Below are 25,612 nucleotides of genomic sequence, written 5' to 3' on the forward strand. Positions count from 1 at the left end.
CCGCATATTTTGTCCACAAAAGTCTCTTATTCAACCTTTTTTAGCACATTTTATTTGTTTTCTTTCTATATTTTTTGCAGTTTCCACCCTTGAAAATCCGGGGCCCCGCGTTTCTCACGCGGGGCCCCGGATAATATGGATCGTCAGATGTTTTGAACTGTGTTTCTCTCTGTTGGTGCAGCCAACTTACTGCTTTGCCTGGGTCTCCGAGACTTTTCTGCGGGTGTAGCTCTTCACCGCCCGGTACTCCAGCACCACAAATACGGCGGCCAGAATCACATCTGCTGCGATGAGCGCAATCTGCCAGGCGGGCATGCCGCTGTTCAGATTCTCAGGGGCGTAGGCCCGGCTGTTCACAACGGTATAGAGGATATTTTTGGAGGCCTGGCGCATGGCCAGCACGGCAGTGGCGCTGGTGTCCTGCACGTTGTTGGCACCCACATCCATGGGAGACAGGCAGGCGTCGTTGCCGTTGCGGGTGCCGATATCCGCGTTCATGTAGTGCTCGGAGAAGTAATCCGTCAGGACAAAGCCCTGGAAGCCCCACTCGCCGCGAACGATACTCTGAAGCAGCTCGGAGGAGGCGCCCACCCACTTATTGCCGATATAGTTATAGGAGGACATCAGTGCCTGAGCACCGCCTTCCTTGATTGCCAGCTCAAAGGGCTTGAGGTAGATCTCCCGGATGGACTGCTCGCTGGCCCAGGTGCACAGCATGTTGGCCCGGTTGTTCTCCTGGTCGTTGAGCACAAAGTGCTTCAGATAGGCGTACACCCCGTGTTCCCGGGCGCCGGCCACCGCGTTGGCGGCCATTTTACCGGACAGGACGCCGTCCTCGGAGTAGTACTCGAAGTTGCGTCCACAGAAGGCGGAGCGGTGGATATTCATGGCAGGCGCGTACCAGCCGGAGACGTTCATCTCATCCGCCATTTTGCCGATGCTGTCGCCAAAGGCGCGGGCCAGCTCCGTGTTCCAGGTGGAGGCCACCATGACGGCGGAGGGGAAGCCGATGGAACCCACGCGGGTGAAGTTGTTGTTGATGGAGGCGGGACCGTCGCAGTCCACAGTGGCCACCTTGCCGATGGAGTCAATCTGGACCGTCTGGAAGCCGGCCTGAGAGATGAGCAGGTTCATGTCCTGCACGCTCATCTGGTCCAGCAGCTGCTCCCACATGGGGTCGCCGTACTCCTTACCCCGCAGGTCAGCCAGTTTAAGGCCGTTGTTTGCCTCAAGCGTGGGCATCTTGTCCTCCGGATTATTGGTGGTCTCCGGATTGTAGTTGCTGTTGTTGATGAAAGTGGCCTTATACTCCTCGGGCATGGAGTAGTTGTCAGGGGTCTTGGTGACCTCGTCATAGTTTGCAAAGCCGTCGGCCCGGGACAGGTAATCCACGCCGCCCTCGGCAAACTGCAGCTGATTGACGGCGGCAGTCTGGTCGGAAGAGCAGGGGCTGTCCACGCTGTACACGATGGTGGAGGGCACGGTATAGGTCTCGGAATCAATGACAGTGTGGGAATCGCTGTTGATGCTGATGACGTATTCCCCCGCCTCCAGCACGTAAGCTTCGTTCACTCTGGCGTCGTAGGAGGCCATCTCCTCGGGCTGGAAGGAGAGCGTCAGAGTCTGGGACGCGCCGGGCTCCAGCAGCTCGGTCTTGGCGAAGGCAATCAGATTGGCAGAGGATTTCTCAATGCCGCCGTTGGTGTAGGGCGGGTTGTAGTAGACCTCTACTACGTCCTTGCCTGCCGTGTCTCCAGTGTTGGTCACGGTGACGCTGATGACAATGCTGCCGTCGCTGCCCGTTGTCATGGAGTCCATGGTCTGGCGGAAGGTGGTGTAGGACAGGCCATAGCCGAAGGGATACTGCACGGCGGAATCGTAGTCAATAAGCCCTTCCACAGCCGCGGTCTCGTAGAACTTGTAGCCCACATAGATGTTTTCCACGTAGTTTACAAAGCTGGGCACAATATCCCGCTTCTGATACTTGTTGTAGATCTGGAACTCCTGCATGTTGTCATAGGCAAAGTCGCCGATGTTATTCCAGTAGGGGGTGCTGGTCAGGTCGTACACAAAGGTGTCGGAGGTCTTGGCGGAGGGGTTCACCTCGCCGGTTACGATGCTGCCCAGGCTGGAGAAGCCGTTCTGGCCGGGGCCGGGGCACCACAGGACGCTCTTGATCTGAGGATACTCCTCCACAAAGCCCAGCTCAAAGGCGTTGGCGCCGTTGTACACCACGATTACATTGTCAAAGCTGGCGGTAACCAGGTTGATCATGTCCTTCTCCGTCTGGGACAGCTGGAGGTAGTGCTCACCGTCTGCAAAGTCTTTATACTTGTCAGAGTTCTGGGTATAGGGCAGCTTGTCGGCGGAGAGGTCGGTGGGCAGGTCGGAGCCCTCGCCGCCCAGTCTGCTGATGACAATCATAGCCGTATTGGAGAACTCCTTTGCTCCGCTCAGCAGCTCCTGGGGATAGGTGTCCGCCGGAGGCTCCGGCAGGCTCCAGTCCTGGGTGCGCATGCCCAGGCCGGGTCTTACGTCAGAGTACTGGGTGTAAAAGTCCACAAGAGACTGATTAAGCTCCAGCCCCGCCTCGGTGAGGCCCTGAATCAGGCTGACCTTGGGATAGTTGTCATTCAGAGCGCCGGAGCCTGTGCCGCCGTAGCAGGGGTTGGTGGACGCCCAGCCGAACACGTTCAGCTTGCTGCCGCTGCTCAGCGGGAGCAGGCCGTCGTTGTTTTCCAGCAGGACAATGCCCTCGCCGGCAATCTCCCGCACCAGCTTCTCCGCGTCGGCGGAGGTCTGCTCGCTGATGGTCCCGTTTCCGGTGGCAAGGGTGATCAGCGTGTTCATAGGCCCGAAGCAGATCAGGTTGACCACGATGACAAGGGCCAGAGGCATAGCCAGCACAGCCTGGCTGCGGACGATAAACTTCCGGGCGCCGGACAGCTTCCGGCAGGCGATGATTGCAGCAATCGCCAGTACAAGGACAATTCCGAGTCCGATAAGATAGGGGGAACAGGTCTCCAATGTTTTGTAGACGTCTTCCATGTTGATTGACAGCATTTTCTTTCCTCCGTTTCCTATGCTCTCAGGCCGCCCCTGCCGGCACAGGACATGCCTGATGACAGGCACTATTTTATACGGAAATTCCGTCTCTGCACGGAAAACACACAAACAGTTCATTTTATGCACAAGCTGTCTGTCAATATCAGAAATGTCTACAAAAAAGCCCTCTTGATTTTGACGTTTCGTCAAAATCAAGAGGGCTTTTCACCTGATTCATCAGCATTATGCCGGAGGGATCGGAATCAAAAGGGTCACCACAAACCAAGTGTCCTCCTTGCTCACCGTCATGCTGCCGCCGTATTTCTGGGCGGTGTAGCGGATGCTCTTCAGGCCGTAACCGTGGTAATTGGTGTCCGATTTGGTGGTGCTGGGAAGGCCCTGATGGAGGACCAGTTCTCCCTCAAAGTGGTTCTCACAGCGGATCAGAAGAAATCCGCGGCGGGTGGACACCTCCAGGTGAATCAGGCGCAGCTCCTTGTTGGGCACGGTCAGCTCATATTCGATGGCGTTGTCCAGCAGATTACCGAACACGGTGCAGATATCCACCACCTCCATAAAGTGCAGCGCCTCTCCGTCCGCCACTGCGGTGAGCTTGATGCTGTGCTTGGCACAGTAGAGGCTCTTGCCGGTGAGCACAGTGTCCAGCACGGAATTTCCCGTCTTGTTCTGGGCCTCATAGTGCTGGATCTCCTCCTCCATCTTGTCCAGGAAGGCGGCCCGCTGGGCCGGGTCCTGCTCCGCGCGGAGCACGGCGATCTGATGCTTGAGGTCGTGGTATTTCCGGTTGATGAGGTCAATGGACTCCCGTGACTGACGGTACTGGACATACTGATTTTGCAGGATGTTCTTGATAGCGTCCAGCTCCCGGCGGCTGTTCAGGTCATAGAGCCGCACATGATAGGCGTACAGCGCCACCACGCCGGCCAGGTCCACCAGAGTGCGGATGTTGTAAATCTCCTGGCGTATGGAGCTGCTGAAGGGCGTATCCGACCAGACAAAGCTGAGGTTGCTGATGAGAAAGGCCGAGACGCCCACCGCCACAGCGGACAGCAGCTCCCGCCAGCTCATCTCAGGGGGTGGAAGACCCCGTGCGGCCCGGCGCTCTATGAAGTAGCTGATAGAGAATACGGCGGCGTATACCACCGCCATGGAGAACAGTGATATCATCCAGTGGGACAGCTCCACACTGTGGTGGAAAAAGCTGTACAGCTGCCACTCCAAAGAGGCGGCAAACTCTGCCAGCAGAAAAGCACGGATGGTACAGTAGGCGGTGGTGACAGCGTTCATCCGGCCCAGCAGCAGCATCATCAGGAACATCAGCCCCACCGCTACGGCCATGGCCAGCATCCAGAACACCGAGGTAAGGGGCCGGGTCGACTCCAGCCATACATACATCACAATCAGCGACCCGCCGGCTGCCAGCCAAAAGCGCCACCCGTTCAGCCGCCTCGGAACCAGGGAGAGCAGAATCATGCAGCTCATCCACTCGGCCAGAGCGGTATGCAGACGGGGAATATCCTTTATGAACATCCTCATCTCCCCCCCAGATAGGCTGCCAGCGCTTCCAGAAAAGGTGCCTTCCATGCCCGGCTGATGAGGAGTTTCTGCCCTGCCACCAGGGCACAGCCGTCCTGCACACCCTCCACGTGCTCCAGATTCAGCAGATAACCCTTGTTGCTGCGGAAGAACGAAGCCCCGCTCAGCATCTCCTCGGCCTCCTTGATGGTGCCGGAGCTGGTAAATTCCCCGGTGGTGGTGTGGTAAATCAGCCGGTGGCCCTGGCTCTCCACAAAGGTGATGTCCTCCGTGGCCAGCTTCATGACTCCGCCCCGCACGGTCAGGGCGATAAAGCGCTTCTCCCGGCGGTGTATCCGGCTCAGCGCCCGGCCCAGCCGCTGGGCAAACGTATCGTAACTGACCGGCTTGAGCATATAGTCCAGGGCGTTTACCTCATAGCCCCGGATGGCGTACTGGGCCATGTTGGTGATAAAGATGATGACCACCGCAGGGTCCGTGCGCCGGATCAGCTCCGCTGTGGCCATACCGTCCAGGAAGCGCATCTCCACATCCAGAAGAATCACGTCAAATTGGCCGTGGTACTCGTCCACAAGGCTCTCCCCGTCGCTATAAACCGTCAGGTCAAGACTCCGGCCGGTCTGGGCGGCATATTGATCCACATACTGCCGCAACTGCCCGGCCCACGCCGCATCGTCCTCCGCAACCGCTATGCGTACCATCTTCCCTCTCCTTTCACGGATCTAGAGCTGAAATACTTTCCCAGTCATACCATCTGCCTTCTGTTCCGTTGGATTTTAAACGGTGTTCGCTTACATCTAAGGTAAATTATTATAACATGTCTGTCCACAATTGGAAAGGTGTTCCTCCGTAACCGTTCCCTCTTCCTCATGCGTCTGCCTGCTGTCAGGGCGCGAATTTTACTGTCAGATAGAAATACAAAAAGGCCTGAAATCATAAGATTTCAGGCCTTTTTTGGTGGAGATAAGCGGGATCGAACCGCTGACCTCTTGAATGCCATTCAAGCGCTCTCCCAGCTGAGCTATACCCCCAAATGATATCCGTCTCACGACGGCTTGTATAGTATAGCACCCTGTTCGTCCTATGTCAACTATAAATCCAAAATTTTTTATCGCAATTTTTCTTTGATTCCTCATGCTATCTGACCCAAAGAAAAGCGGACTGCACCGTCATATGCCGGTACAGTCCGCTCTACATATCGGATTATTCGTCTGGCGACTCTATTCTTCCAAAATGCTGCCGCTTAATACAGCTTTGCACCCGCAGGAATACGGTCATCCACCATCAGCAGGTTCAGGCCCTCGTGGCCATCCTCTTCGTGCACAGCGGAAATCAGCATGCCGCAGGAGTCAATTCCCATCATCTTGCGGGGAGGCAGATTGACGATGGCAATGGCGGTCTTGCCCACCAGCTGCTCAGGCTCATAGTACTCGTGAATGCCGCTGAGAATCACGCGGTCGGTACCGGTGCCGTCGTCCAGCACGAACTTCAGCAGCTTCTTGCTCTTGGGCACCGCAGAGCACTCCTTGATCTTCACAGCCCGGAAGTCGGACTTGGAGAAGGTCTCAAAGTCCACCATCTCCTCAAACAGAGGCTCGATCTTCACGTTGGAGAAATCAATCTTCTCTGCGGAAGCGGCAGCAGGCTCAGCCTTGGCAGCAGCCTGCCCGGCCTTTTCCGCCTTGGCAACGTTATCGGAGGCCAGAGGCTTCATTGTGGGGAACAGAATCACGTCCCGGATGGTGTCGGAGTTGGTGAGCATCATCACGCAGCGGTCAATGCCGATGCCCAGGCCGCCCGTGGGGGGCAGACCATACTCCAGGGCGGTGAGGAAGTCCTCATCCATCATGCCGGCCTCGTCGTCGCCCTTGGCGCGAGCCTCCACTTCCTTCTGGAAACGGCCGCGCTGGTCGATGGGGTCGTTGAGCTCAGAAAAAGCGTTGCCCATCTCACTGTGGCAGATAAACAGCTCAAACCGCTCGGTAAGACGGGGGTCCTTGGGAGACCGCTTGGCCAGGGGGGACACGTCCACAGGATGCATCGTAATGAAGGTGGGCTGAATCAGCTTCTCCTCCACCTTCTGGTCAAAGCACTCGTACAGGGCATTACCCCAGGTGGGTTCCTTGCTCTCGGGCAGCTCCACACCGATGGCCTTGGCAGCAGCCACGGCCTCCTCGTCAGAGGTGATGGCCATAAAGTCGATGCCGCAGTACTGCTTCACCGCCTCGTGCATAGGCAGACGGGGCCAGCCGGGTGTCAGGTCGATATGCTCCCCCTGCCAGTCCAGCTCATAGGTGCCCAGAATCTTCTGTGCAGCAGAGGACAGCAGCTCCTCAAACAGGTCCATCATGTCGTTGAAGTCCGCAAAGGCCTGGTAGAGCTCCACGGAGGTGAACTCAGGGTTGTGCTTGGGGTCCATGCCCTCGTTGCGGAAGATACGGCCAATCTCATACACCCGGTCCATGCCGCCCACAATCAGCCGCTTCAGGGGCAGCTCAGTGGCGATACGCATGTACATGTCGATGTCCAGGGTGTTGTGATGGGTGATGAAGGGCCGGGCGGTGGCGCCGCCGGAGATGGTGTTGAGCACAGGGGTCTCAACCTCCATATAGCCCCGGTTGTCCAGGAAGTCCCGGACGTGCTTGATAAACCGGGAGCGCACCACAAAGGCCTGGCGCACCTCGGGGTTGACAATCAGGTCCACATACCGCTGGCGGTAGCGGGTCTCCTTGTCGGTCAGGCCGTGGAACTTCTCAGGCAGAGGCCGGAGGGACTTGGAAAGGAGTGTAACCTTCGTCGCCTTAACAGAGATCTCGCCCCGCTTGGTACGGAAGGCCTCGCCCTCCACGCCGACGATATCGCCGATGTCCACCTTTTTGAACCGGGCGAAGGGCTCCTCCCCCAGCTCATCAATACGGACGTACAGCTGGATGCGGCCCTGGACGTCCTGCAGGTCGCAGAACATGGCTTTACCCATGCCGCGTTTGGACATGAGCCGCCCGGCCACGGAGACCGTCTGACCTTCCATGGTCTCAAAGTTATCCTTGATCTCCTGGGAGTGGGCGGTCACGCTGTACTTAGTCTGCTGGAAGGGGTCCATCCCCGCGTCCTGCAGCTCCTTCAGCTTGTCCCGGCGAATCTGGAGAAGCTCCGAAAGGGACTGCTCCTCCTGAACGGGGGCGTTGGTATTCTCTGTCATACTCCTTGCTCCTTATCTTATGGCCGGTTCCTCCCGGCCTCTCTTATGTTTTTCCGCTGGGGCTGTGGGCCCCGGCTTACTTGCTGATGGACAGCACCCTATAATGCAGAGCGCCGGCGGGGGCCTCTACCACCACGTCCTCGCCCACGCACTTGCCCAGCAGAGCCCGGCCGAAGGGAGAGTCCTCGGAGATGCGGCCGTTCATGGGGTCGGCCTCCTGAGAGCCCACCACCTCGTAGTCCAGCTCTTCGTCAAACTCCACGTCCAGCACCTTCAGCTTGCTGCCCAGGCGGACAGTCTTGCCGTCGTGAACCTCTTCCTCGATGACCACACAGTTCTCCAGGATGTTCTCCACCTCGGCAATCCGGGAGTAGAGCTTGCCCTGCTCGTTCTTGGCCTCGTCGTACTCGCTGTTCTCGCTCAGGTCGCCGAAGGAACGGGCCTCCTTAATCTGCTCGGCTACCTCTTTCTCACGAACAGTCTTTAGATAGACCAGCTCGTCTTTCAGTTCCTTGAAGCGCTCAGGGCTGAGCTTAAATTCTTTCGCCATGCTGCTGCGCACACCTTTCCGTTTTCAGAAGATTTCAACTGTGAATGAGACCGGGCGGCGCTGCCGGGGTCGGTCCCTATTTTTGCGTATAAGAAAAATACACTATCTCGCAATAGTGACGTTACGTATTATAGGTATTTTACAAGGTTCTGTCAAGGGCTTTTCCCTTCTCGTCCCTCTGTTTCGCGAAATTTCCAGCCATAATCACATGCGGTTTTGTCAGGTATCCCTCCTCCCAAAGGGCAGCCGTCAGGGGCAGTGAAGCCAGCCCTTCGGGGACAGGCTGTTCAGGCCCCAGCGAGAGCCCCAGAAGCGAAAGAGAAGGTCCGTGGAGCACCATAACCGGTTCCCCGTGGTTTTCGCCGGACACAGGAGAAAATTCCAGCGTCAGGGCAGGCTGTTCCCGCTCCAATACCGGGAGCCCGAACTCACGGCGCAGATAATCCGCCAGTTCCCCGCCTCCGGACGGCGCGCATACCGCAACGCCCCGTACACGGGCGCACAGCGCCACCGCAGCCTGGAAAAATGGTCTGGACACCCGTCCGCCACGCAGCGCCACCACCGCCCGCTCAGGCGGACAGAGCCCGCCTTCCAGCGCCGCCAGCGCCAGCTCCGCCGCCATAGTCTGACACATGGGGCCCGGATCTACACCCTTCAGCCCTTGGGCCTCCAGCCGCTCCCAGCAGGAAAAGTCGGAGGCTGTCAGTACCCGGCGGACTCCCGCCTCCCTCAGGCGGCGGGCTGCGCGGTCAATCCGGCGCTCCAGCCGCTTCTCATGCCGCCCGGACTGCCCCGGAATCGACACCCGGAGCAGGGACAGCCCCAGCACCTCATACCTGTCCACAACCGTTTTCCAGCCCTTTTCTCCGGTCAGCACCACATGCCCCAACATCCCAATTCCTCCAACAGCCCATGTCACCGAGAGTATATTCCCCGCCCTGCCTTTAAATGCTCCTTACAATTCTTTACCGTCTCTTTTCCCTTGTTTACCTTTTTCAGATAGCAGGTCCCTTCTGAAATAGCTATGATTAGGTCCGGTTCCAAGTTCATCTACAAGACACCGAATGGAGGAAATTCGAAATGAAGCTCAAACGTTCCCTGACCCTCACTCTGGCCGCCGCCACACTCTCCGGCATGCTGGCCGGCTGCGGCAGCACCACCACCGGTCAGGAGACTCCCCCCGCGTCCACCCCCTCTCAGCCCACAGTTCAGCAGCTCTCCGCCGAGACCGAGCAGACCGTCAAGACTCCCAAGTATGTCTTCCTCTTCATCGGCGACGGCATGAGCTATCCTCAGATTCAGTCCACCTCCGATTTCCTGGGCGCGCTGAATGACGAGGACTACTGGCAGGCCGCTCCCAGCCTGGACGATAACCAGGGCGCTATTCTGGACGGCCCCGAGTATCTCAACTTCATGAACTTCGAGGCTGCCGGTTCCGCCGTCACCTTTGACTCCAACTCCTTCGCCCCCGACTCCGCCTCTACTGCCACCTCTATCTCCACCGGTCACAAGACCTACTCCGGCTCCATCAACGTGGACGAGACCGGCACCGTGGCCTATGAGACCATCGCCGAGCAGCTGAAGGCCCAGAAGGACTACAAGATCGGCGTCATCAGCTCCGTCAACCTGAACCACGCCACTCCCGCCGCCTTCTACGCCCACCAGGCCAGCCGCAGCAGCTACTACGAGATCGGCCTGGAGCTGATTGACTCCGGCTTCGATTACTTCGCCGGCGGCGGCCTGCTCAAGCCCACCGGCTCCGAGGGCGACCAGGCCGACCTGTACGACCTGGCCACTGAGGCCGGCTACAAGGTGGTCAAGACCCAGGCCGAGGCTGAGGCTGTCTCCGCCGAGGACGGCAAGGTCATCCTTATCGACGAGCACCTGGCCGACGGCGACGCCATGGCCTACGAGGTGGACCGCACCGACGACATGTGGTCCCTGGCCGACTACGTGGAAAAGGGCATTGAGGTTCTGGACAACGACAACGGCTTCTTCATGATGTGCGAGGGCGGCAAGATCGACTGGGCCTGCCACGCCAACGACGCCGCCTCCGCCATCCACGACACCCAGGCCCTGGCTGACGCTGTCCAGGTGGCCGTGGACTTCGCCGAAGAGCACCCCGAGGAGACCCTTATCCTGGTCACCGGCGACCACGAGACCGGCGGTATGACCATCGGCTTCGCCGGCACCGACTACGACACCTATCTGGACCTGCTGGAGAACCAGAAGATCTCCTACGCCAAGTTTGACAGCGACTACGTGGCCGCCTACAAGGAGAACAAGACCTCCTTCGAGGACGTGCTCAAGGACATCGAGGCGCTCTTCGGGCTGAAGACCCAGGGCGAGGAGGGCGACAAGCTGGTGCTCACCGCCTATGAGCAGGAGCAGCTGCGCGCTGCCTACGAGAAGAGCATCAACGGCACCGCCGCCAGCCAGTATGAGCAGGAGGAGTATGTGCTCTACGGTACCTACGAGCCCCTGAGCGTCACCATCACCCACATCATCAACAACAAGGCCGGTATTTCCTTCACCTCTTACAGCCACACCGGTCTGCCCGTGGCCGTGCTGGCCCACGGCGTCAACGCCGAGGTGTTCAACGGCTACTACGACAACACCGAGATTTACAACAAGCTGGCAGACATGCTGGGCGTTGCCTGATTACTCCCTTCCTCTCCCCATAAAAAAGCAGACGGATGCGGCAGATACTGCCGCATCCGTCTGCTGATACAGAAAGGATGTCCTCGTCAATATGAATTCCCTTCTCCGAGACCCGGCCAAACGCCGCTACTACGCCCCTGTGGCCCTGTGCCTGCTGCTCATTGTGGTCCTGATGCTCCTGCCCACCGGGTATGAGGACGCCGTGCAGTATCAGGAGGCGGATCGCTGCTCCGCTCTGGTGGTGAGCGTGGACAACTCCACCATTATCGACACCGGACTGGTCCGCTCCGGCGAGCAGCGCTGTACCCTGGAGCTGCTGGGCGGCCGCTTCAAGGGCCAGACCACCGTGGGCGTCAACATGCTCAACGGGTCGGTGGAGCAGGACAAGCTCTTCTCCCCCGGAGACAAGGCCCTGGTGGTGGTAAGCTTCTCGGAGGACGGCATCACCAACGTGACCATGATCGACCATGACCGCATGGGCGCTGAGGCTCTGCTCGCCCTGCTATTTGCCGCGCTGCTCATCCTCTTTGCCGGACGCACCGGCATCCGGGCCATCCTCTCCTTCGTCCTCACCATCCTGATGCTGTGGAAGGTTCTGGTCCCCCTCTATCTCAAGGGCTGGAACCCCATCCTCATCGGCCTGGCCATCACTCTGGGTTTGACCATCCTGATCATCTCTCTGGTCTACGGATTTGACCGCCGCTCCCTGTCCGCCGTGTCCGGCGCCTCCCTGGGCATTCTGGTGACCTGTCTGCTGGGCGCCCTCTTCACCGACCTGTTCAAAATCCACGGCGCCGTCATGCAGAGCTCCGAGAGCCTGCTCTACGCCGGGTACCAGGACCTAAACCTGACCCGGATTTTCATGGCCTCCATCTTTATCGGCGCCTCCGGCGCGGTGATGGACCTGTCCGTGGACATCACCTCCGCCGTCAACGAGGTGGTGGAGAAGCGGCCCGATATTAGCTGGAAGGAGGCCGTCAAGTCCGGTATGAATGTGGGCCGGGCCGCCATGGGCACCATGACCACCACCCTGCTGCTGGCCTACTCCGGCGGCTATGTAGCCCTTCTCATGGTCTTTATGGCCCAGGGTACGCCGGTACAGCACATCATCAATTACAAATACGTGGCTGCTGAGATCATCCATACGGTAGTGGGCTCCTTCGGCCTGGTCACCGTGGCGCCCTTTACCGCCCTCACCAGCGGCTGGCTTCTGACCAGAAAGGGAGCCCACGTTCTTCCTGCCGTATCCACCGAACAGTAACAGCAAAGCGGCCGTCTCAGACGAGACGGCCGCTTTCTTTTATTCGCTTACGCCCAACAGTTCCAGCGCGGCCTGAAGCTGGCCGTCCTGGTCATGGGGCAGCTGTCCTGCCAGCAGCAGCTGGCTCTCCTCCTCGGAGAGATACACCTCCCGGTCCAGCGTGACACCGGTACCGATGAGGGAGACGCCGTTTCCGGTAAAATACTTCTCCGTGGAGATGCCCAGGCCACCGCCGCCGGGCAACGGGAAGGTCTGCTGGGAGTAACCCTTGCCGGAGGTAGGCTCGCCTACGATGACCCCCACCCCCTGCTCCTGAAGCTCGGCGCCGAAGAACTCGGCAGCAGAGTAGGTGTCAGCGTTGACCAGTGTGGCCATGGGCAGGTCGATGCAGTGGGCGTCCGAGTTGGTCACCCGCTCGTTGCCGTCCCGGTCCTGCTGGCGGAAGATAGGGCCCTCGGGCAGCAGGTAGTCCAGCATCTCGGTGAGCTCATCCAGATAGCCGCCGCCGTTGTTGCGCATATCGAACACCAGCGCCGTGGCCCCCTGGGCCACCAGGTTGTCCACCGCCTCCTTCACGCCGTCGGCGCTGCGGCGGTAGAAGTTCTTCACCTGAATATAGCCCACGCCGCTCTCCAGCAGCTCATAATCCACCGGGTCAGTCTCCAGCTGGGCGCGGGTGGCGGTTACTGTCCGGACACTGCCGTCAGCGCCCTTGACCTCCAGCTCCACACTGGTGCCCATCTCGCCCTGAATCAGATTGGCGCCGTCATAGCGGGCATCCCCAGCCAGGGAAGTGCCGTCCACGGCGATGATGATATCTCCCACCTGAAGTCCGGCCTGGTCGGCAGGCCCGTCCTCAGTGATGCCGATGACCGTAAGGCCCTCCTCACTGGTATAGTTGACGGTCACGCCGATACCGGTATATACATTCTGGCGGCGCTCCTGGGTGGATGCGTAGCTCTCCGGGTCCAGGTAGTAGGACCAGCGGTCATTCAGACCGGACACCATGCCGTTCATGGCCGCGTCCACCACCTCGCTCTCCTCGTACTCGCCCACGAAACGGGTGTTGATCAGGGCCAGACCCTCCAGCAGGGTGAGCCCCTGGGGACCGATGAACGCCCAGGCGGCCAGCGCCACACCGCCAAGGGTCACCACCAGAGTAATCACCACGGCCAGAATCAGGGTCAGCGGGGAAAAACGTTTCTTTGTCATTGAGATGCTTCCTTTCAGGGTGGAGATTGTACGGATACGTTATAAAAATAGGGAGCGGGTGGGGATTGTCTCCCCCGCCCGCTCCCGTCTTAAGCATATTCTCCCGTTATCAGGTGTTGTACTGGCGATAGAAAGGCAGATCAGGCCAGTACTGCTCCGGGTCCACTCGGGTGCCGTTGACCCGGATCTCCAGGTGCAGATGGTTGCCGGTGGAGTTGCCGGTGGAGCCCACATAGCCGATAACATCGCCCTGGCTGACCACGTCGCCCACGCTCACCGCACGGCTGCTCATATGGGCATAGAGGCTGGCGGTGCCGTCGCCGTGGCTGATGACAACGTAGTTGCCATAGGAACTGCCGTACTCCGAGATGGTGACCACGCCGCTCTTGACCGCCTTGATGGGCGTGCCGTAGGGCGCGGCGATATCCGTACCGGTATGGCTGTGGGGCCGGCCGGTGATGGGGTGAATCCGGTAACCAAAGGCAGAGGTCAGGGTCATGCAGCTGGTGGGCAACGGGTAGAGCCAGCCGTTGCTGACAGTAAACTGAATCTGGTTCTGCCGGATCAGTTCCTCCAGCTCCGCCTCCCGCTGGGCAATCTCGTCGTTAACCCGGGCCTCCTCAGCGGCCTGCTGCTCCAGCAGGCGCTCATACTCGGCCACATCGTCCTCCAGGTTCTTCAGCACCTGGGCGGCCTCCTCCACCTTGACGGCCTGGTCCGCCCGCTGCTGGTCCAACAGGGTTTTCTGATTGGCCTGCTCGGTCCGGGAGCTCTCCAGCGCGGCAAGCGCGTCGGCCACCGCCTGGCGGTCCGCCTTGAGCTGCTCAATCACTGCATTGTCGTAGTCCATCACATCCTGGACAAAAACCAGCTTATCCAGCATATCGGAAAAGCTGCTGGCGTTGAAGAGAATGGCCCAGTAGGAGACAGTGCCGCCCTCCTCCATGGCCCGCACACGCTGGCAGAAGAGCTCATACTGGGCGGCCTCCTTGGCCTCCGCTTCCTCCAGATTAGCGGTCTCCTGCTCAATGAGCTGGTCATAATGGGCGATCATGCTCTCCGTGTTGGCAATCTGCTGGTCAATGTAGGCCAGCTCCTGGTCACGGAGCTGCTTCTCCTGCATGGCCTTATCCTTCTGGCCCTCGATCTGTTCCAGCTGGCTCTGAAGCTCCTCCTTCTTACTCTCTACGTCGGAGGCGTTCCCCTTCAGGTCCTCAATCTGCTGCCGGAGCTCGTCCTCTGTCACGGCCTGTGCCGCCGGCATAGCCATGGTGAGGATGGGCAGGAGCAGGAGCAGCACCATCAGGCCGGCAAGTACCGCCATCAGGGTTCTTCTGGTATCCCAGTTTCTCTTCTTCCCCATCTTTCCGTTGTGCTGTTTCTGTGCCATGAGTATCTCCTTTTTATACGGTTCCCCTTATACCTGCAGGAATTTGCCGATAGCCACCATACTGCCGCCCACACCTACCACCAGGCCGGTACCGCAGAAAATGCCGAATACTTTCAGGGCCATGGCATCAAAGGGGATGATGGTGATGAGCTGAATGGTGTCGGACGTCTCAATCGCCTGTCCGATAAGGCTGTACACACCCCACTGGAGCAGGAAGGCTACCACGGCGCCCGCAAGGCCCAGAATCATACCCTCAAACACGAAGGGCCAGCGTACAAAGCTGTTGGTGGCACCGCACATCTTCATGATGGCGATCTCATCCCGCCGGGTAAAGGTGCCCAGCTTGATGGTGTTGGCGATGATGAACAGTGACATGACCACCAGCATCACCACCAGGATAAGGGCCACGCCGCTGGCCACATTGCTGATAACCACAAAGCCCTGGGCGATCTCGGGGATGGCCTGGATATTCACCACCCCGGATACCGCCTCCACAGCCGACACGGTTTCAGAGAACTGCTCAATGTCGGTGACCTTGATGCTGTACCGGTCCCGGAACACCTCATCAGGCAGATCCAGGAACAGTTCCGCGTCCTCACCGCTGGCATACTGCTCTACATAGTCCTCTTTGGCGGTCTCCTTGCTGATGAACTCCACGGATGCTACATTGGGTACCGCCTCAAGCGTGCCCTGGAGAGCGGCTACTTCTTCTGTGGACAGATTCTCATCCACATAGGCCAGGAACTCGTTGTCACGCTCCAGCTCCCCCAGCATCTCGCCTACATTCACGGCCACCAGGGAAAAGGAGCCCATGATCAGAAGGCAGGCCACAATCATACACACGGCGGCAAATGACATGAGACCGTGGGTAAAGATGCTGCGGACGCCCTCTGACAGAAAATAGGTAAAATTAAAACGATGTCTCATTGTTGTAATACCCGCCTGTCTCGTCGCTGATAATCCTGCCGCTTTCAATGGCCACCACACGCTTGGAGAAGCGGTTGACCAGTTCCTTCTCATGGGTAACCACCAGCATGGTAGTGCCCAGCTCATTGATGCGCTCCAGAAGCATCATAATCTCCAGAGAGCGCTGAGGGTCCAGATTGCCGGTGGGCTCGTCGGCGATGATCATGCTGGGGTTGTTCACCAGCGCCCGGGCGATGGCCACACGCTGCTGCTCGCCGCCTGAAAGCTGGTTGGGGCACATATCTTTCTTCTTGGACAGGCCCACCAGATCCAGCACATAGGGAATCCGCTTGCGGATCTCCCGGGAGGAGGCACCCACCACCCGCATGGCAAACGTCAGGTTCTCTGCCACTGTCTTTTTCTCAATCAGCCGGAAATCCTGGAAGATAACCCCCAGAGTCCGCCGCAGATAGGGCACCTGCCGGGGACGGATGGTGTTCAGATTGTAGCCGTTCACCATCAGCCGCCCGTCAGTAGGCGCAATCTCGGCCGTCAGCAGCTTGATGATGGTGGATTTGCCGGATCCGGAGGAGCCCACCAGGAAGGCAAACTCCCCGTCATCAATCCGCAGGTTGATCCCCTTCAGGGCCTTGGTGCCGTTGTCATAGGTTTTATAGATATCGATAAGTCGAATCATAGCTACCTCGTCTGCCTGATATTGTCATAGTGTCTGCCGAGCCTTGAAATTCTTAGCCTTCTTCCCTGCGCACAACCAACCAGGCGCCGCATATCCGTTCAACCGCATATAGGGGACGCCGGTATCGGCGTCCCCTATATGCGGTTGTCATGTTCAGGAATCAATGCCCCGGGAGATCAGATACTTCTTGACCATCAGGGCCACCTTGAAGGTGATGGCGTCATCGAACTCCCGCAGATCCAGGCCAGTCAGCTTCTTGATCTTCTCCAGCCGGTACACCAGGGTGTTGCGGTGGACGAACAGCTTCCGGGCCGTCTCGGACACGTTCAGGTTGTTCTCAAAGAACTTGTTGATGGTGAACAGGGTCTCCTGATCCAGCGCGTCAATGGGGTTCTTCTTGAAGACCTCCTGGAGGAACATCTCGCACAGCGTGGTGGGCAGCTGGTAGATCAGACGTCCGATACCCAGGTTCTCATAATTAATGATGCTCTTCTCGGTATCGAACACCTTACCCACGTCGATGGCCACCTGGGCCTCCTTGTAGGCACGGGCCAGATCCCGAATGTGGCTGACGATGGTGCCGATACCGATGACCGCCTTCACGTTGAGCTCCTCGGCCAGGGCATCCTCAATCTGCTTGGCCACCTTGTAGAGATCCTTGCTCTCGGTGGTGTCGGACAGCTGCTTGATGAGCGCCACGTCAGTCTCGCTGATGGAGAGGACAAAGTCCACCTGCTTCTCGGGGAACAGGGACTGGACCACGTCGATGGCACCCACGTCGGTGGAACCCACCTGGCGGATCAGGAACACGGCACGGGGCACCTCGGAGACAAAATGCAGCTCCTTGGCGCGGACATAGATGTCACCCAGGAGGATATTGTCGGAGATGATGTTCTTGACAAAGGTGGCCTTGTCATGCTTCTCCTCATAGTAGGTCTTGGCACCGTTGAGGGCCACAGCGGCCATGGCGCAGAGAAGCCTGGCCTGCTCATCCTCACCGCGGACAAAGACGGCATAGTCAAACTGGGCCCCCCAGCCGGTCAGCGGCTTGAAGGTCCTGCCCTCAAAGGTGACAATCTCATTTCCGGCGGCATTCACGACATCCACCGCACCGGGCCAACGCTCTCCAATATTGGTCAGCTCATTACAAGCCACCACCGTTCCCTCGGAATCGATGACGCCAATTGCTCTGTCTGAGCTCTCCTTCATCTGTAATACGACGCTCTGAAAAATCCTGCTGGACATAGGCGACAGCCTCCCTCAAACTCTAAGTATCATGGGAACGCACATTTTCCTTTACAGTATAGCGGATTTTTTTGTGCATTTCAATAGGAAACGCAAAATTTTTTGTGAAAATTGCCGAAGTTCGTTCAACGCTTCCTCATTTTACGACAATATCGGGGTAAATCAGCGCTTTTTCATTGTTTTCGTCACTTATTCGGCAAGTTTTTCTGTGGATTTTTCCGTTCCAGCTCCTGGAACAGCCCGCAGCTGCTCCAGTTCCTCCCCTGTCAACGGGCGCCAGTTCCCTTTCGCCAGGCTCTCATCCAGCACCAGGGGCCCCATGGTAAGCCGTTTGAGATAGCGGACCGGCTTGCCCCGGGCCGCCAGCATCCGCTTGATCTGATGGTATTTCCCCTCATGCAGGGTCACAAGGGCCTCATCCGGCGCCTCCAGCAATTCCAGCCCGGCAGGCAGGCACACTAGCCCATCCCCCAGGGTCATGCCGCCCTGAAAGGCCTCCACGTCCGTCCGGTCCAATATCCCCTCCACGCGGACAAAATAGGTCTTGTCCACATGCTTTCTGGGTGAGAGGAGCGCATGGGCCAGAGCGCCGTCATTGGTCAGCAGCAGCAGCCCTTCGGTGTCCCGATCCAGGCGTCCGGCCGGAAAAAGCCCGATTTTCCGCAGATGCTCCGGCAGCAGCTCCAACACGGTGGGCTGTCTGGGGTCCTCTGTGGCGGAAACCAGTCCCGCAGGCTTGTGCAGCATCAAATAGGTATACCGGTCACAGAGCACACTCTGCCCATCCACCAGCAGCACCAAGCCCTGCCGCTGGTACTTCTCCTCCGGGCTGCGTACCACCGCTCCGTTGGCGGTCACCCGTCCGGTCCGCACCAGCTCCTTGACCTCCCGACGGGACCACCGTCCCGTAGAGGCCAGAATTTTATCCAGCCGCTCCATGCCATCCCCCTCTGTTTATCTGTCCGCACCGCTTTCTGGCATAACCAGCCCTCCGTCCACATATGGATTACCACGACATAAAACGGAGGGAGCGTTGCGCTGTGTTTATCTTTACCGCCAAAGTAAACCGCAGAAAGCTCACCGCCGCGGCTGTGGCCGGGGTGGCGCTCTGCGGCGCGCTGGTGGCCGTGTTCGTCCTCCTGGGCGGACAGGGGACGGCGGTCTCCGCACTGGTGGACCCCAGCGGCGTCAAAACCAATGAGGACCGCGTCGCCTATCTGGAGCAATATGGCTGGACCGTGGAGCCGGAACCCGTCGCAGTGGAGGAGCTCCTCATTCCGGAGACCTTTGACGAGACTTATACACAGTATCTGGAACTCCAGTCCGGGCAGGGCTTTGACCTGACCAAATACTGTGGAAAGCGGGTCAAGCGCTATGCCTACACCATCACCAATTACCCAACCGGTGAGACAGGTGTTCAGGCCGGCCTTCTGGTCTACAAAAATACTGTCATCGGCGGAGAAGTGCTCTCCAGCCAACTGGACGGCTTTATCCACGGTCTGGCACTTCCCCAATCCTGAGAAGGCATTCCAGCCACAGCGCCGCGCTTGTTCTAAGCACGGCGCACTTCTTTTTTACCGGCTCTGGAACACGTTATGGCTCCGATAGAGAAAAATCATGTATACCAGCCGCTCCAATATCTGAAGTATCAGATAAAACGTTACAGCAGCCAACAGCAGTTTTTCATTCAGGAAGATAACGGATACGCAGCCGCACACGCCGGCTCCCACCCCGCACAGAAGGCTCAGTTTCCATGTGAGCGCTCCCCTGCCGTCATAACTCTCACCGTGCTGCTCTGTCATCAGCTGACCGGAGACGCGGCAGACAACCACAATGCCAATCAGATCCATGCACTGCCGGAAGAGTGCAAGGGCAAGAATCAAAAGCGGGTTATCCATCAGCAGAGCTGCCAGCAGGCCCGCCACAGCGCTCAGACGCGCACACCAAATGGCCCGCCGGTACCCGCTCTCAGCTACGGCAGCCGCTGTCAGGCCCACGTATGCCAGAAAAAAACCGGCCAGACATACAACTGCCGAGAGTATCCGCAGCGGCATAAGCCCCAGAAGCAGCCCAGTGGTATTCAGCAGCACATAAGCTGCGGACAGGCATGCACCGAAGAATACCTTCATCAACCCCTGTCCCACCGCAGAAAACTGCCTCACCATAGGCAACCGCCTCCCTGTACTCTTATTCCCGCTTCATATGCACATTCAAATGGTTGTAGGTCATCTCAATTCCATTCTTGTCAAAGGCCGCCTTGACCTGCTCCAGCAGATCAGAATAGAGGTCCCAGTAATCGTCTGTAGCGCACCACACACGCACAGCATACTCAATGGAGCTGTCCTGGTAAGCTGAAACCCGGGCAAAGGGCGCAGGCTCCTTCAAGGCCTTGGGGTGGCTGTGGATCACCGACTGAAGTGTCTCCTTCACCAGTTCTATCGGCGCGTCATAGGAGGTATTGAACTTCAGGTCCACCCGGCGCCGCTCCTCGGCAGTGTAGTTGGTAATCTTGGCAGAGGCGACCTGACCGTTGGGAATCATAATGATCTTATTGTCATAGGTCTTGATTTTGGTATATACCAGCCCAATTTCACTCACTGTTCCGCTGATGCTCTCCGTCTCAACATAGTCCCCGGCCTTGAAGGGCTTGGACACCAGCACCTGGATTCCACCCGCCAGATTGGAGAGTGTCCCCTGAATGGCCAGGGAAACCGCCAGGCCGATGACAGAGAGCAGCGCAATGAGCGACGTGACCTCTATCCCGATATAGCCCAGGATAATAGTTATAGTCAAAAACCAGAGCAGTATTTTGACCACGGACTTGATGAATGTATGGAGTCCCTTTTCAATGTTCAGCCGATCCAGCGCCCGATTCAGCACTGACATCAGCAGCTTCATGACAATCAGGCATACCGCCAGAAGAAGCACCACATACAGCACCCGCTGCCAGAGATTCGGTGCCTGGAAAAACTTCGTAAAAGCGTTTACTACCTCTTCCGAATCTGCGCCAACAGCTGCACTCGTACTGCTGTCCATCAGCCGGCCACTCCCTTCATAAACTTTAAACAAGAGCCCCCTGCCATGCCATTCTGCATATCAGAGCGCCCGTATAACGGCATTATTATACAACATTCGGCTTCTAATGTGAAGTACATCCTGCATTTTCCACGAATCGTCTGCTGTTATCCGAAATTTTCCTTGCGTATGGTCAAAAAAAGAGAGGCTTTATCCATTACGGATAAAGCCTCTCTGAGAGCACACATCAGTCGTGTGTCAGGACCTCAATTACTCGTTGATGTCGATGACAACGCCGGAACCGACGGTACGGCCGCCCTCGCGGATAGCGAAACGCAGGCCCTTCTCGATGGCGATGGGGGTGATCAGCTCCACGTCCATGTCGACGTTATCGCCGGGCATGCACATCTCAGTGCCCTCGGGCAGGGTGATGATGCCGGTCACGTCGGTGGTACGGAAGTAGAACTGAGGACGATAGTTGTTGAAGAAGGGGGTGTGACGGCCGCCCTCGTCCTTGGACAGGACGTAAACCTGGCCCTTGAACTTGGTGTGGGGGTGAATGGAGCCGGGCTTGCAGAGAACCTGGCCGCGCTCGATGTCGGTCTTGGCGATACCACGCAGCAGGCAGCCGACGTTATCACCGGCCTCGACGTAGTCCAGAGTCTTGCGGAACATCTCCATGGAGGTGACGACGGTGGACTTCTTCTCCTCGGTCAGACCCACGATGTCGACGGTCTCGCCGGCCTTCAGCTGGCCACGCTCGACACGGCCGGTAGCAACGGTACCACGGCCGGAGATGGTGAACACGTCCTCGACGGGCATCAGGAAGGGCTGGTCGGCCTTACGGTCGGGAGTGGGGATATAGGAGTCAACAGCGTCCATCAGCTCCTTGATGCAAGCATACTCGGGAGCGTTGGGATCGGTGGACTCGGACACCAGGGCGTTCAGAGCGGAGCCCTTGATGATGGGAATGTCGTCGCCGGGGAACTCGTAGTTGGACAGGGTCTCACGGACCTCCATCTCAACCAGCTCCAGCAGCTCCTCGTCATCGACCTGATCGCACTTGTTCAGGAAGACAACGATAGCGGGCACGCCGACCTGACGGGCCAGCAGGATGTGCTCCTTGGTCTGAGCCATGGGGCCGTCGGTGGCGGCGATGACCAGGATGGCACCGTCCATCTGAGCAGCGCCGGTGATCATGTTCTTGATATAGTCGGCGTGGCCCGGGCAGTCGACGTGGGCATAGTGACGGGCAGCGGTCTGATACTCAACGTGAGAGGTGTTGATGGTGATGCCGCGCTCGCGCTCCTCGGGAGCCTTGTCGATGGAGCTGTAGTCGGTGTACTCGGCGCCGCCCTGCAGAGCCAGGTACTTGGTGATGGCAGCGGTCAGAGTGGTCTTGCCGTGGTCAACGTGGCCGATAGTGCCGATGTTGACATGGGGCTTATTACGCTCGAATTTTGCCTTAGCCATGTTGGATATCCTCCTTAATTACATGTTAACATGTTTGATGTTGTAGAGAATGCGTAAACATTGTATAGCATTGACGGGAAAATTGCAATACCCTATTCCGCATCCGCGCAAAAGTCATCCCGCAGCCCCCCTCTTCGGGGGGCCATGGTATGAGCAATTACTTAGTCAGCATTGTTGCGGCCGCGCTCGGCGATGATCTTCTCAGCAATGCTCTTGGGAATCTCCACGTAGCTGTGGGGCTCCATGGAGTACTGGCCGCGGCCCTGAGTGGAGGAACGCAGGTCAGTGGCGTAGCCAAACATGTTGGCCAGAGGCACCAGAGCATCAACCTGAGTAGCGCCGGTACGGCTCTCCTGACCCTGGATCATGCCGCGGCGGCCGTTCAGATCGCCGATGACGTTGCCCAGGTACTCGTCAGGAACAATAACGGAGACCTTCATCATGGGCTCCAGCAGGATGGGATTGGCCTTGCGGCAGGCCTCCTTGAAGGCCATGGAGCCGGCAATCTTAAAGGCCATCTCGGAGGAGTCGACCTCGTGGTAGGAACCGTAGATCAGGCGGACCTTGACGTCCTCCACAGGGTAGCCGGCCAGCACGCCAGCCTGCATGGCACCCTGGATACCGGCGTCGACCGCAGGGATATACTCCTTGGGAATGACGCCGCCGGTGATCTCGTTGACGAACTCGTAGCCCTTGCCGGACTCGTTGGGCTCAACCACGATCTTGACGTGACCGTACTGGCCCTTACCGCCGGACTGACGGGCATACTTGGTATCCTGCTCGACGGTCTTCTTGATGGTCTCCTTGTAGGCGACCTGAGGCGCGCCCACGTTGGCCTCCACCTTGTACTCGCGGAGCAGACGGTCCACGATGATCTCCAGGTGAAGCTCGCCCATGCCGGCGATGATGGTCTGACCAGTCTCCTCGTCGGTGTAGGTCTTGAAGGTGGGGTCCTCCTCGGCCAGCTTGGCCAGAGCGATACCCATCTTCTCCTGACCAGCCTTGGTCTTGGGCTCGATAGCCACGCGGATAACGGGCTCGGGGAACTCCATGGACTCAAGGATGATGGGGTGCTTCTCGTCGCAGAGGGTATCACCGGTGGTGGAGTTCTTCAGGCCGATAACGGCGGCGATGTCGCCGGAGTACACGGTCTCGATATCCTCACGGTGATTGGCGTGCATCTGCAGAATACGGCCGATGCGCTCCTTCTGCTTCTTGGTGGAGTTGAGGACGGCAGTGCCGGTGTTCAGCACGCCGGAGTACACGCGGATGAAGGACAGCCGGCCGACGAAGGGGTCGGTGGCAATCTTGAAGGCCAGGGCGGAGAAGGGAGCCTCATCGGAAGCGGGACGCTCATCCTCTTCCTCAGTGTCGGGATTCACGCCCTTGATGGCGGGAATGTCCACGGGAGAGGGCATGAAGTCCACGATGGCATCCAGCAGCTTCTGCACGCCCTTGTTGCGGTAGGAAGTACCGCAGGTGACAGGCACGATCTTGTTGTCGATGGTGCCCTGACGCAGAACCTTCCGGATCAGATCCTGAGGAATGGGCTGCTCCTCCAGAGCCAGCTCCATGATCTCGTCGTTCAGATCGGCGCAGGCGTCGATCAGCTTGGTCCGGTACTCCTGGGCCAGCTCCATCATATCCTCGGGGATGGGCTCCACACGCATGTCCTTGCCCATCTCGTCGTAGTAGATGTCGGCGTCCATCTCCACCAGGTCAATGATGCCCTTGAAGGTGCTCTCGCTGCCGATGGGGAGCTGGATGGGCACGGCATTGCACTTCAGACGGTCGTGGATCATGTCCAGAACGTGATAGAAGTCAGCGCCCATGATGTCCATCTTGTTGACGTAGATCATGCGGGGGACCTTGTAGTGGTCGGCCTGACGCCAAACGGTCTCGGACTGGGGCTCAACGCCGCCCTTGGCGCACATGACGGTCACGGAACCGTCCAGCACGCGCAGGGAGCGCTCCACCTCGACGGTGAAGTCCACGTGGCCCGGAGTGTCGATGATGTTGATACGGGTCTGGGGGAACTGGTTCTTGGTTCCCTGCCAGTAGCAGGTGGTAGCGGCGGAGGTAATGGTAATACCACGCTCCTGCTCCTGAGCCATCCAGTCCATGGTGGCGGTACCGTCGTGGGTCTCGCCGATCTTGTAGTTGACGCCGGTATAGTAGAGAATACGCTCGGTAGTGGTGGTCTTGCCCGCGTCGATGTGGGCCATGATACCAATGTTACGAGTATTCTCCAGGCTAACTTTTCTAGGCATACTTTAACTCCTTTACCAGCGGTAGTGAGCGAACGCCTTGTTGGACTCGGCCATCTTGTGGGTATCCTCGCGCTTCTTGACGGCGGAACCCAGGTTGTTGGCGGCGTCCATGATCTCGCCGGCCAGACGCTCCTTCATGGTCTTCTCGCTGCGGGCGCGGGAGTAAGTGGTGAGCCAACGCAGACCGAGGGTCTGACGGCGCTCGGGACGGACCTCGATGGGCACCTGGTAGGTGGCGCCGCCCACGCGGCGAGCCTTGACCTCCAGGGAAGGCATGATGTTCTCGATAGCGGCGGTGAACACATCCAGGGGATCCTTCTCGGTCTTCTCCTTGATGATGTCAAACGCCCCGTAGACCACCTTCTGGGCCACGCCCTTCTTGCCGTCCAGCATGATGCTGTTGACCAGCTTGGTAACCAGTACGGAGTTATACAGCGGGTCGGGCAGAACCTCCCGCTTGGGTACGTTTCCTCTTCTGGGCACTTTGCTTCCCTCCTTCATAGTATGATTTCATAGGTACTCGAAGGCGCTCATGCGCCCCCGTGTAAGACAAGTGCCTGCTTGTCCAGTGCCCTGCCGGAAACGCCCCTATATATAAGGAAGCGCTTCTGCAAGGACAACTGCCTTGCGCGCATGCGCATTGTGTCATTTCAGTGTTGCTGGGGTAGGTTGCCGCAGGAAGATTACTTCTTTCCGGCGGTCTTGCCGGCCTTGGGACGCTTGGCGCCGTACTTGGAACGGCCCTGCATACGGCCATTGACGCCCTGAGTGTCCAGAGTGCCGCGGATGATGTGGTAACGAACGCCGGGCAGGTCCTTGACACGGCCGCCGCGGATCATGACCACAGAGTGCTCCTGCAGGTTGTGGCCCACACCGGGGATATAGGCGGTGACCTCGTAGCCGTTGGTCAGCTTAACACGGGCAATCTTACGGAGAGCGGAGTTAGGCTTCTTGGGGGTGGAGGTACGCACTGCGGTGCAGACGCCGCGCTTCTGAGGAGAAGGCAGGTCGGTCTCGCGGTTGGTCAGGGTGTTCAGGCCATGCTGCATAGCGGGAGAAGTGGACTTGTAGGTCACCTTCTCGCGGCCCTTACGGACGAGCTGGTTAAACGTAGGCATGGTTTTCCTCCTT

General features: G+C 58.5%; 21 protein-coding genes and 1 tRNA gene. 3 read left to right on the plus strand and 19 right to left on the minus strand.

Annotation, left to right across the window (positions count from 1 at the left end):
* Positions 1-186: 186 nt before the first annotated feature.
* The 7 genes from ACOX7T_RS01510 to ACOX7T_RS01540 form a co-directional block, all read right to left on the minus strand.
* Positions 187-3,063, minus strand: a complete 2,877-nt coding sequence (locus tag ACOX7T_RS01510) for a glycoside hydrolase family 3 N-terminal domain-containing protein (RefSeq protein ID WP_433439174.1) — start codon at positions 3,061-3,063, stop codon at positions 187-189.
* A 225-nt stretch (positions 3,064-3,288) separates the two neighbouring features.
* Positions 3,289-4,596 (minus strand): GHKL domain-containing protein, encoded by a 1,308-nt coding sequence (locus ACOX7T_RS01515; protein ID WP_433439176.1) that lies wholly within the window; start codon positions 4,594-4,596, stop codon positions 3,289-3,291.
* A gap of 2 nt (positions 4,597-4,598) precedes the next feature.
* On the minus strand, positions 4,599-5,303 hold the full coding sequence (locus tag ACOX7T_RS01520; RefSeq protein WP_433439178.1) for a LytR/AlgR family response regulator transcription factor: 705 nt from the start codon (positions 5,301-5,303) through the stop codon (positions 4,599-4,601).
* A gap of 254 nt (positions 5,304-5,557) precedes the next feature.
* A tRNA-Ala gene (locus tag ACOX7T_RS01525) sits at positions 5,558-5,633 on the minus strand.
* 212 nt (positions 5,634-5,845) lie between these two features.
* Positions 5,846-7,801, minus strand: coding sequence for a lysine--tRNA ligase (gene lysS, locus ACOX7T_RS01530; protein ID WP_433439180.1), 1,956 nt, complete (start codon positions 7,799-7,801; stop codon positions 5,846-5,848).
* A gap of 76 nt (positions 7,802-7,877) precedes the next feature.
* Entirely contained in the window at positions 7,878-8,351 is a 474-nt protein-coding gene (gene greA, locus ACOX7T_RS01535) for a transcription elongation factor GreA (RefSeq protein ID WP_433439182.1), read from the minus strand.
* Positions 8,352-8,490: 139 nt separating this feature from the next.
* Positions 8,491-9,243 (minus strand): hypothetical protein, encoded by a 753-nt coding sequence (locus ACOX7T_RS01540; RefSeq protein ID WP_433439184.1) that lies wholly within the window; start codon positions 9,241-9,243, stop codon positions 8,491-8,493.
* A gap of 188 nt (positions 9,244-9,431) precedes the next feature.
* Between ACOX7T_RS01540 and ACOX7T_RS01545 the strand changes: the two genes are divergently transcribed.
* Together ACOX7T_RS01545 and ACOX7T_RS01550 are read left to right on the plus strand one after the other, a co-directional pair.
* Complete coding sequence (locus tag ACOX7T_RS01545) at positions 9,432-11,012, plus strand: alkaline phosphatase (RefSeq protein WP_433439186.1); 1,581 nt, start codon at positions 9,432-9,434, stop codon at positions 11,010-11,012.
* A gap of 91 nt (positions 11,013-11,103) precedes the next feature.
* Positions 11,104-12,273 carry a YibE/F family protein gene (locus tag ACOX7T_RS01550; RefSeq protein WP_433439189.1) on the plus strand — a complete coding sequence of 390 codons (1,170 nt, stop codon included), beginning with the start codon at positions 11,104-11,106 and terminating at the stop codon, positions 12,271-12,273.
* A 39-nt stretch (positions 12,274-12,312) separates the two neighbouring features.
* On the opposite strand, the gene ACOX7T_RS01555 is transcribed toward ACOX7T_RS01550, so the two are convergent.
* From ACOX7T_RS01555 to ACOX7T_RS01580, 6 genes are all read right to left on the minus strand, one after another.
* The gene (locus ACOX7T_RS01555) at positions 12,313-13,485 is read right to left on the minus strand and encodes a S41 family peptidase (protein WP_433439191.1); all 1,173 of its coding nucleotides are present in this window, start codon (positions 13,483-13,485) and stop codon (positions 12,313-12,315) included.
* A gap of 109 nt (positions 13,486-13,594) precedes the next feature.
* A complete protein-coding gene (locus tag ACOX7T_RS01560; protein WP_433439193.1) occupies positions 13,595-14,875 on the minus strand; it encodes a murein hydrolase activator EnvC family protein in 1,281 nt (426 codons plus the stop codon).
* 27 nt (positions 14,876-14,902) lie between these two features.
* Entirely contained in the window at positions 14,903-15,802 is a 900-nt protein-coding gene (ftsX, locus tag ACOX7T_RS01565; RefSeq protein WP_433439196.1) for a permease-like cell division protein FtsX, read from the minus strand.
* Positions 15,786-16,478 carry a cell division ATP-binding protein FtsE gene (gene ftsE, locus ACOX7T_RS01570; RefSeq protein ID WP_433439199.1) on the minus strand — a complete coding sequence of 231 codons (693 nt, stop codon included), beginning with the start codon at positions 16,476-16,478 and terminating at the stop codon, positions 15,786-15,788. The genes ftsX and ftsE overlap by 17 nt, the downstream gene beginning before the upstream one ends.
* A gap of 153 nt (positions 16,479-16,631) precedes the next feature.
* Positions 16,632-17,723 (minus strand): PucR family transcriptional regulator, encoded by a 1,092-nt coding sequence (locus ACOX7T_RS01575; RefSeq protein ID WP_433439201.1) that lies wholly within the window; start codon positions 17,721-17,723, stop codon positions 16,632-16,634.
* Between the two features lie 189 nt (positions 17,724-17,912).
* Entirely contained in the window at positions 17,913-18,662 is a 750-nt protein-coding gene (locus tag ACOX7T_RS01580) for a pseudouridine synthase (protein ID WP_433439204.1), read from the minus strand.
* A 101-nt stretch (positions 18,663-18,763) separates the two neighbouring features.
* Between ACOX7T_RS01580 and ACOX7T_RS01585 the strand changes: the two genes are divergently transcribed.
* Positions 18,764-19,243 (plus strand): DUF4830 domain-containing protein, encoded by a 480-nt coding sequence (locus tag ACOX7T_RS01585; RefSeq protein WP_433439207.1) that lies wholly within the window; start codon positions 18,764-18,766, stop codon positions 19,241-19,243.
* 54 nt (positions 19,244-19,297) lie between these two features.
* On the opposite strand, the gene ACOX7T_RS01590 is transcribed toward ACOX7T_RS01585, so the two are convergent.
* From ACOX7T_RS01590 to rpsL, 6 genes are all read right to left on the minus strand, one after another.
* Positions 19,298-19,888 (minus strand): hypothetical protein, encoded by a 591-nt coding sequence (locus tag ACOX7T_RS01590; RefSeq protein WP_433439209.1) that lies wholly within the window; start codon positions 19,886-19,888, stop codon positions 19,298-19,300.
* 22 nt (positions 19,889-19,910) lie between these two features.
* Complete coding sequence (locus ACOX7T_RS01595) at positions 19,911-20,759, minus strand: mechanosensitive ion channel family protein (RefSeq protein ID WP_433439211.1); 849 nt, start codon at positions 20,757-20,759, stop codon at positions 19,911-19,913.
* Positions 20,760-21,008: 249 nt separating this feature from the next.
* Positions 21,009-22,211: an elongation factor Tu gene (gene tuf, locus ACOX7T_RS01600; RefSeq protein WP_433439214.1), complete on the minus strand. Its 1,203-nt coding sequence runs from the start codon at positions 22,209-22,211 to the stop codon at positions 21,009-21,011.
* A 161-nt stretch (positions 22,212-22,372) separates the two neighbouring features.
* Positions 22,373-24,481 (minus strand): elongation factor G, encoded by a 2,109-nt coding sequence (fusA, locus tag ACOX7T_RS01605; protein WP_433439216.1) that lies wholly within the window; start codon positions 24,479-24,481, stop codon positions 22,373-22,375.
* A 12-nt stretch (positions 24,482-24,493) separates the two neighbouring features.
* Complete coding sequence (rpsG, locus tag ACOX7T_RS01610) at positions 24,494-24,964, minus strand: 30S ribosomal protein S7 (RefSeq protein WP_198286287.1); 471 nt, start codon at positions 24,962-24,964, stop codon at positions 24,494-24,496.
* Between the two features lie 200 nt (positions 24,965-25,164).
* Positions 25,165-25,599, minus strand: a complete 435-nt coding sequence (rpsL, locus tag ACOX7T_RS01615) for a 30S ribosomal protein S12 (protein WP_006573980.1) — start codon at positions 25,597-25,599, stop codon at positions 25,165-25,167.
* Positions 25,600-25,612: the final 13 nt, after the last annotated feature.

Origin of the sequence: Pseudoflavonifractor sp., assembly GCF_050943825.1 — a bacterium.
Classification (GTDB): domain Bacteria; phylum Bacillota; class Clostridia; order Oscillospirales; family Oscillospiraceae; genus Pseudoflavonifractor.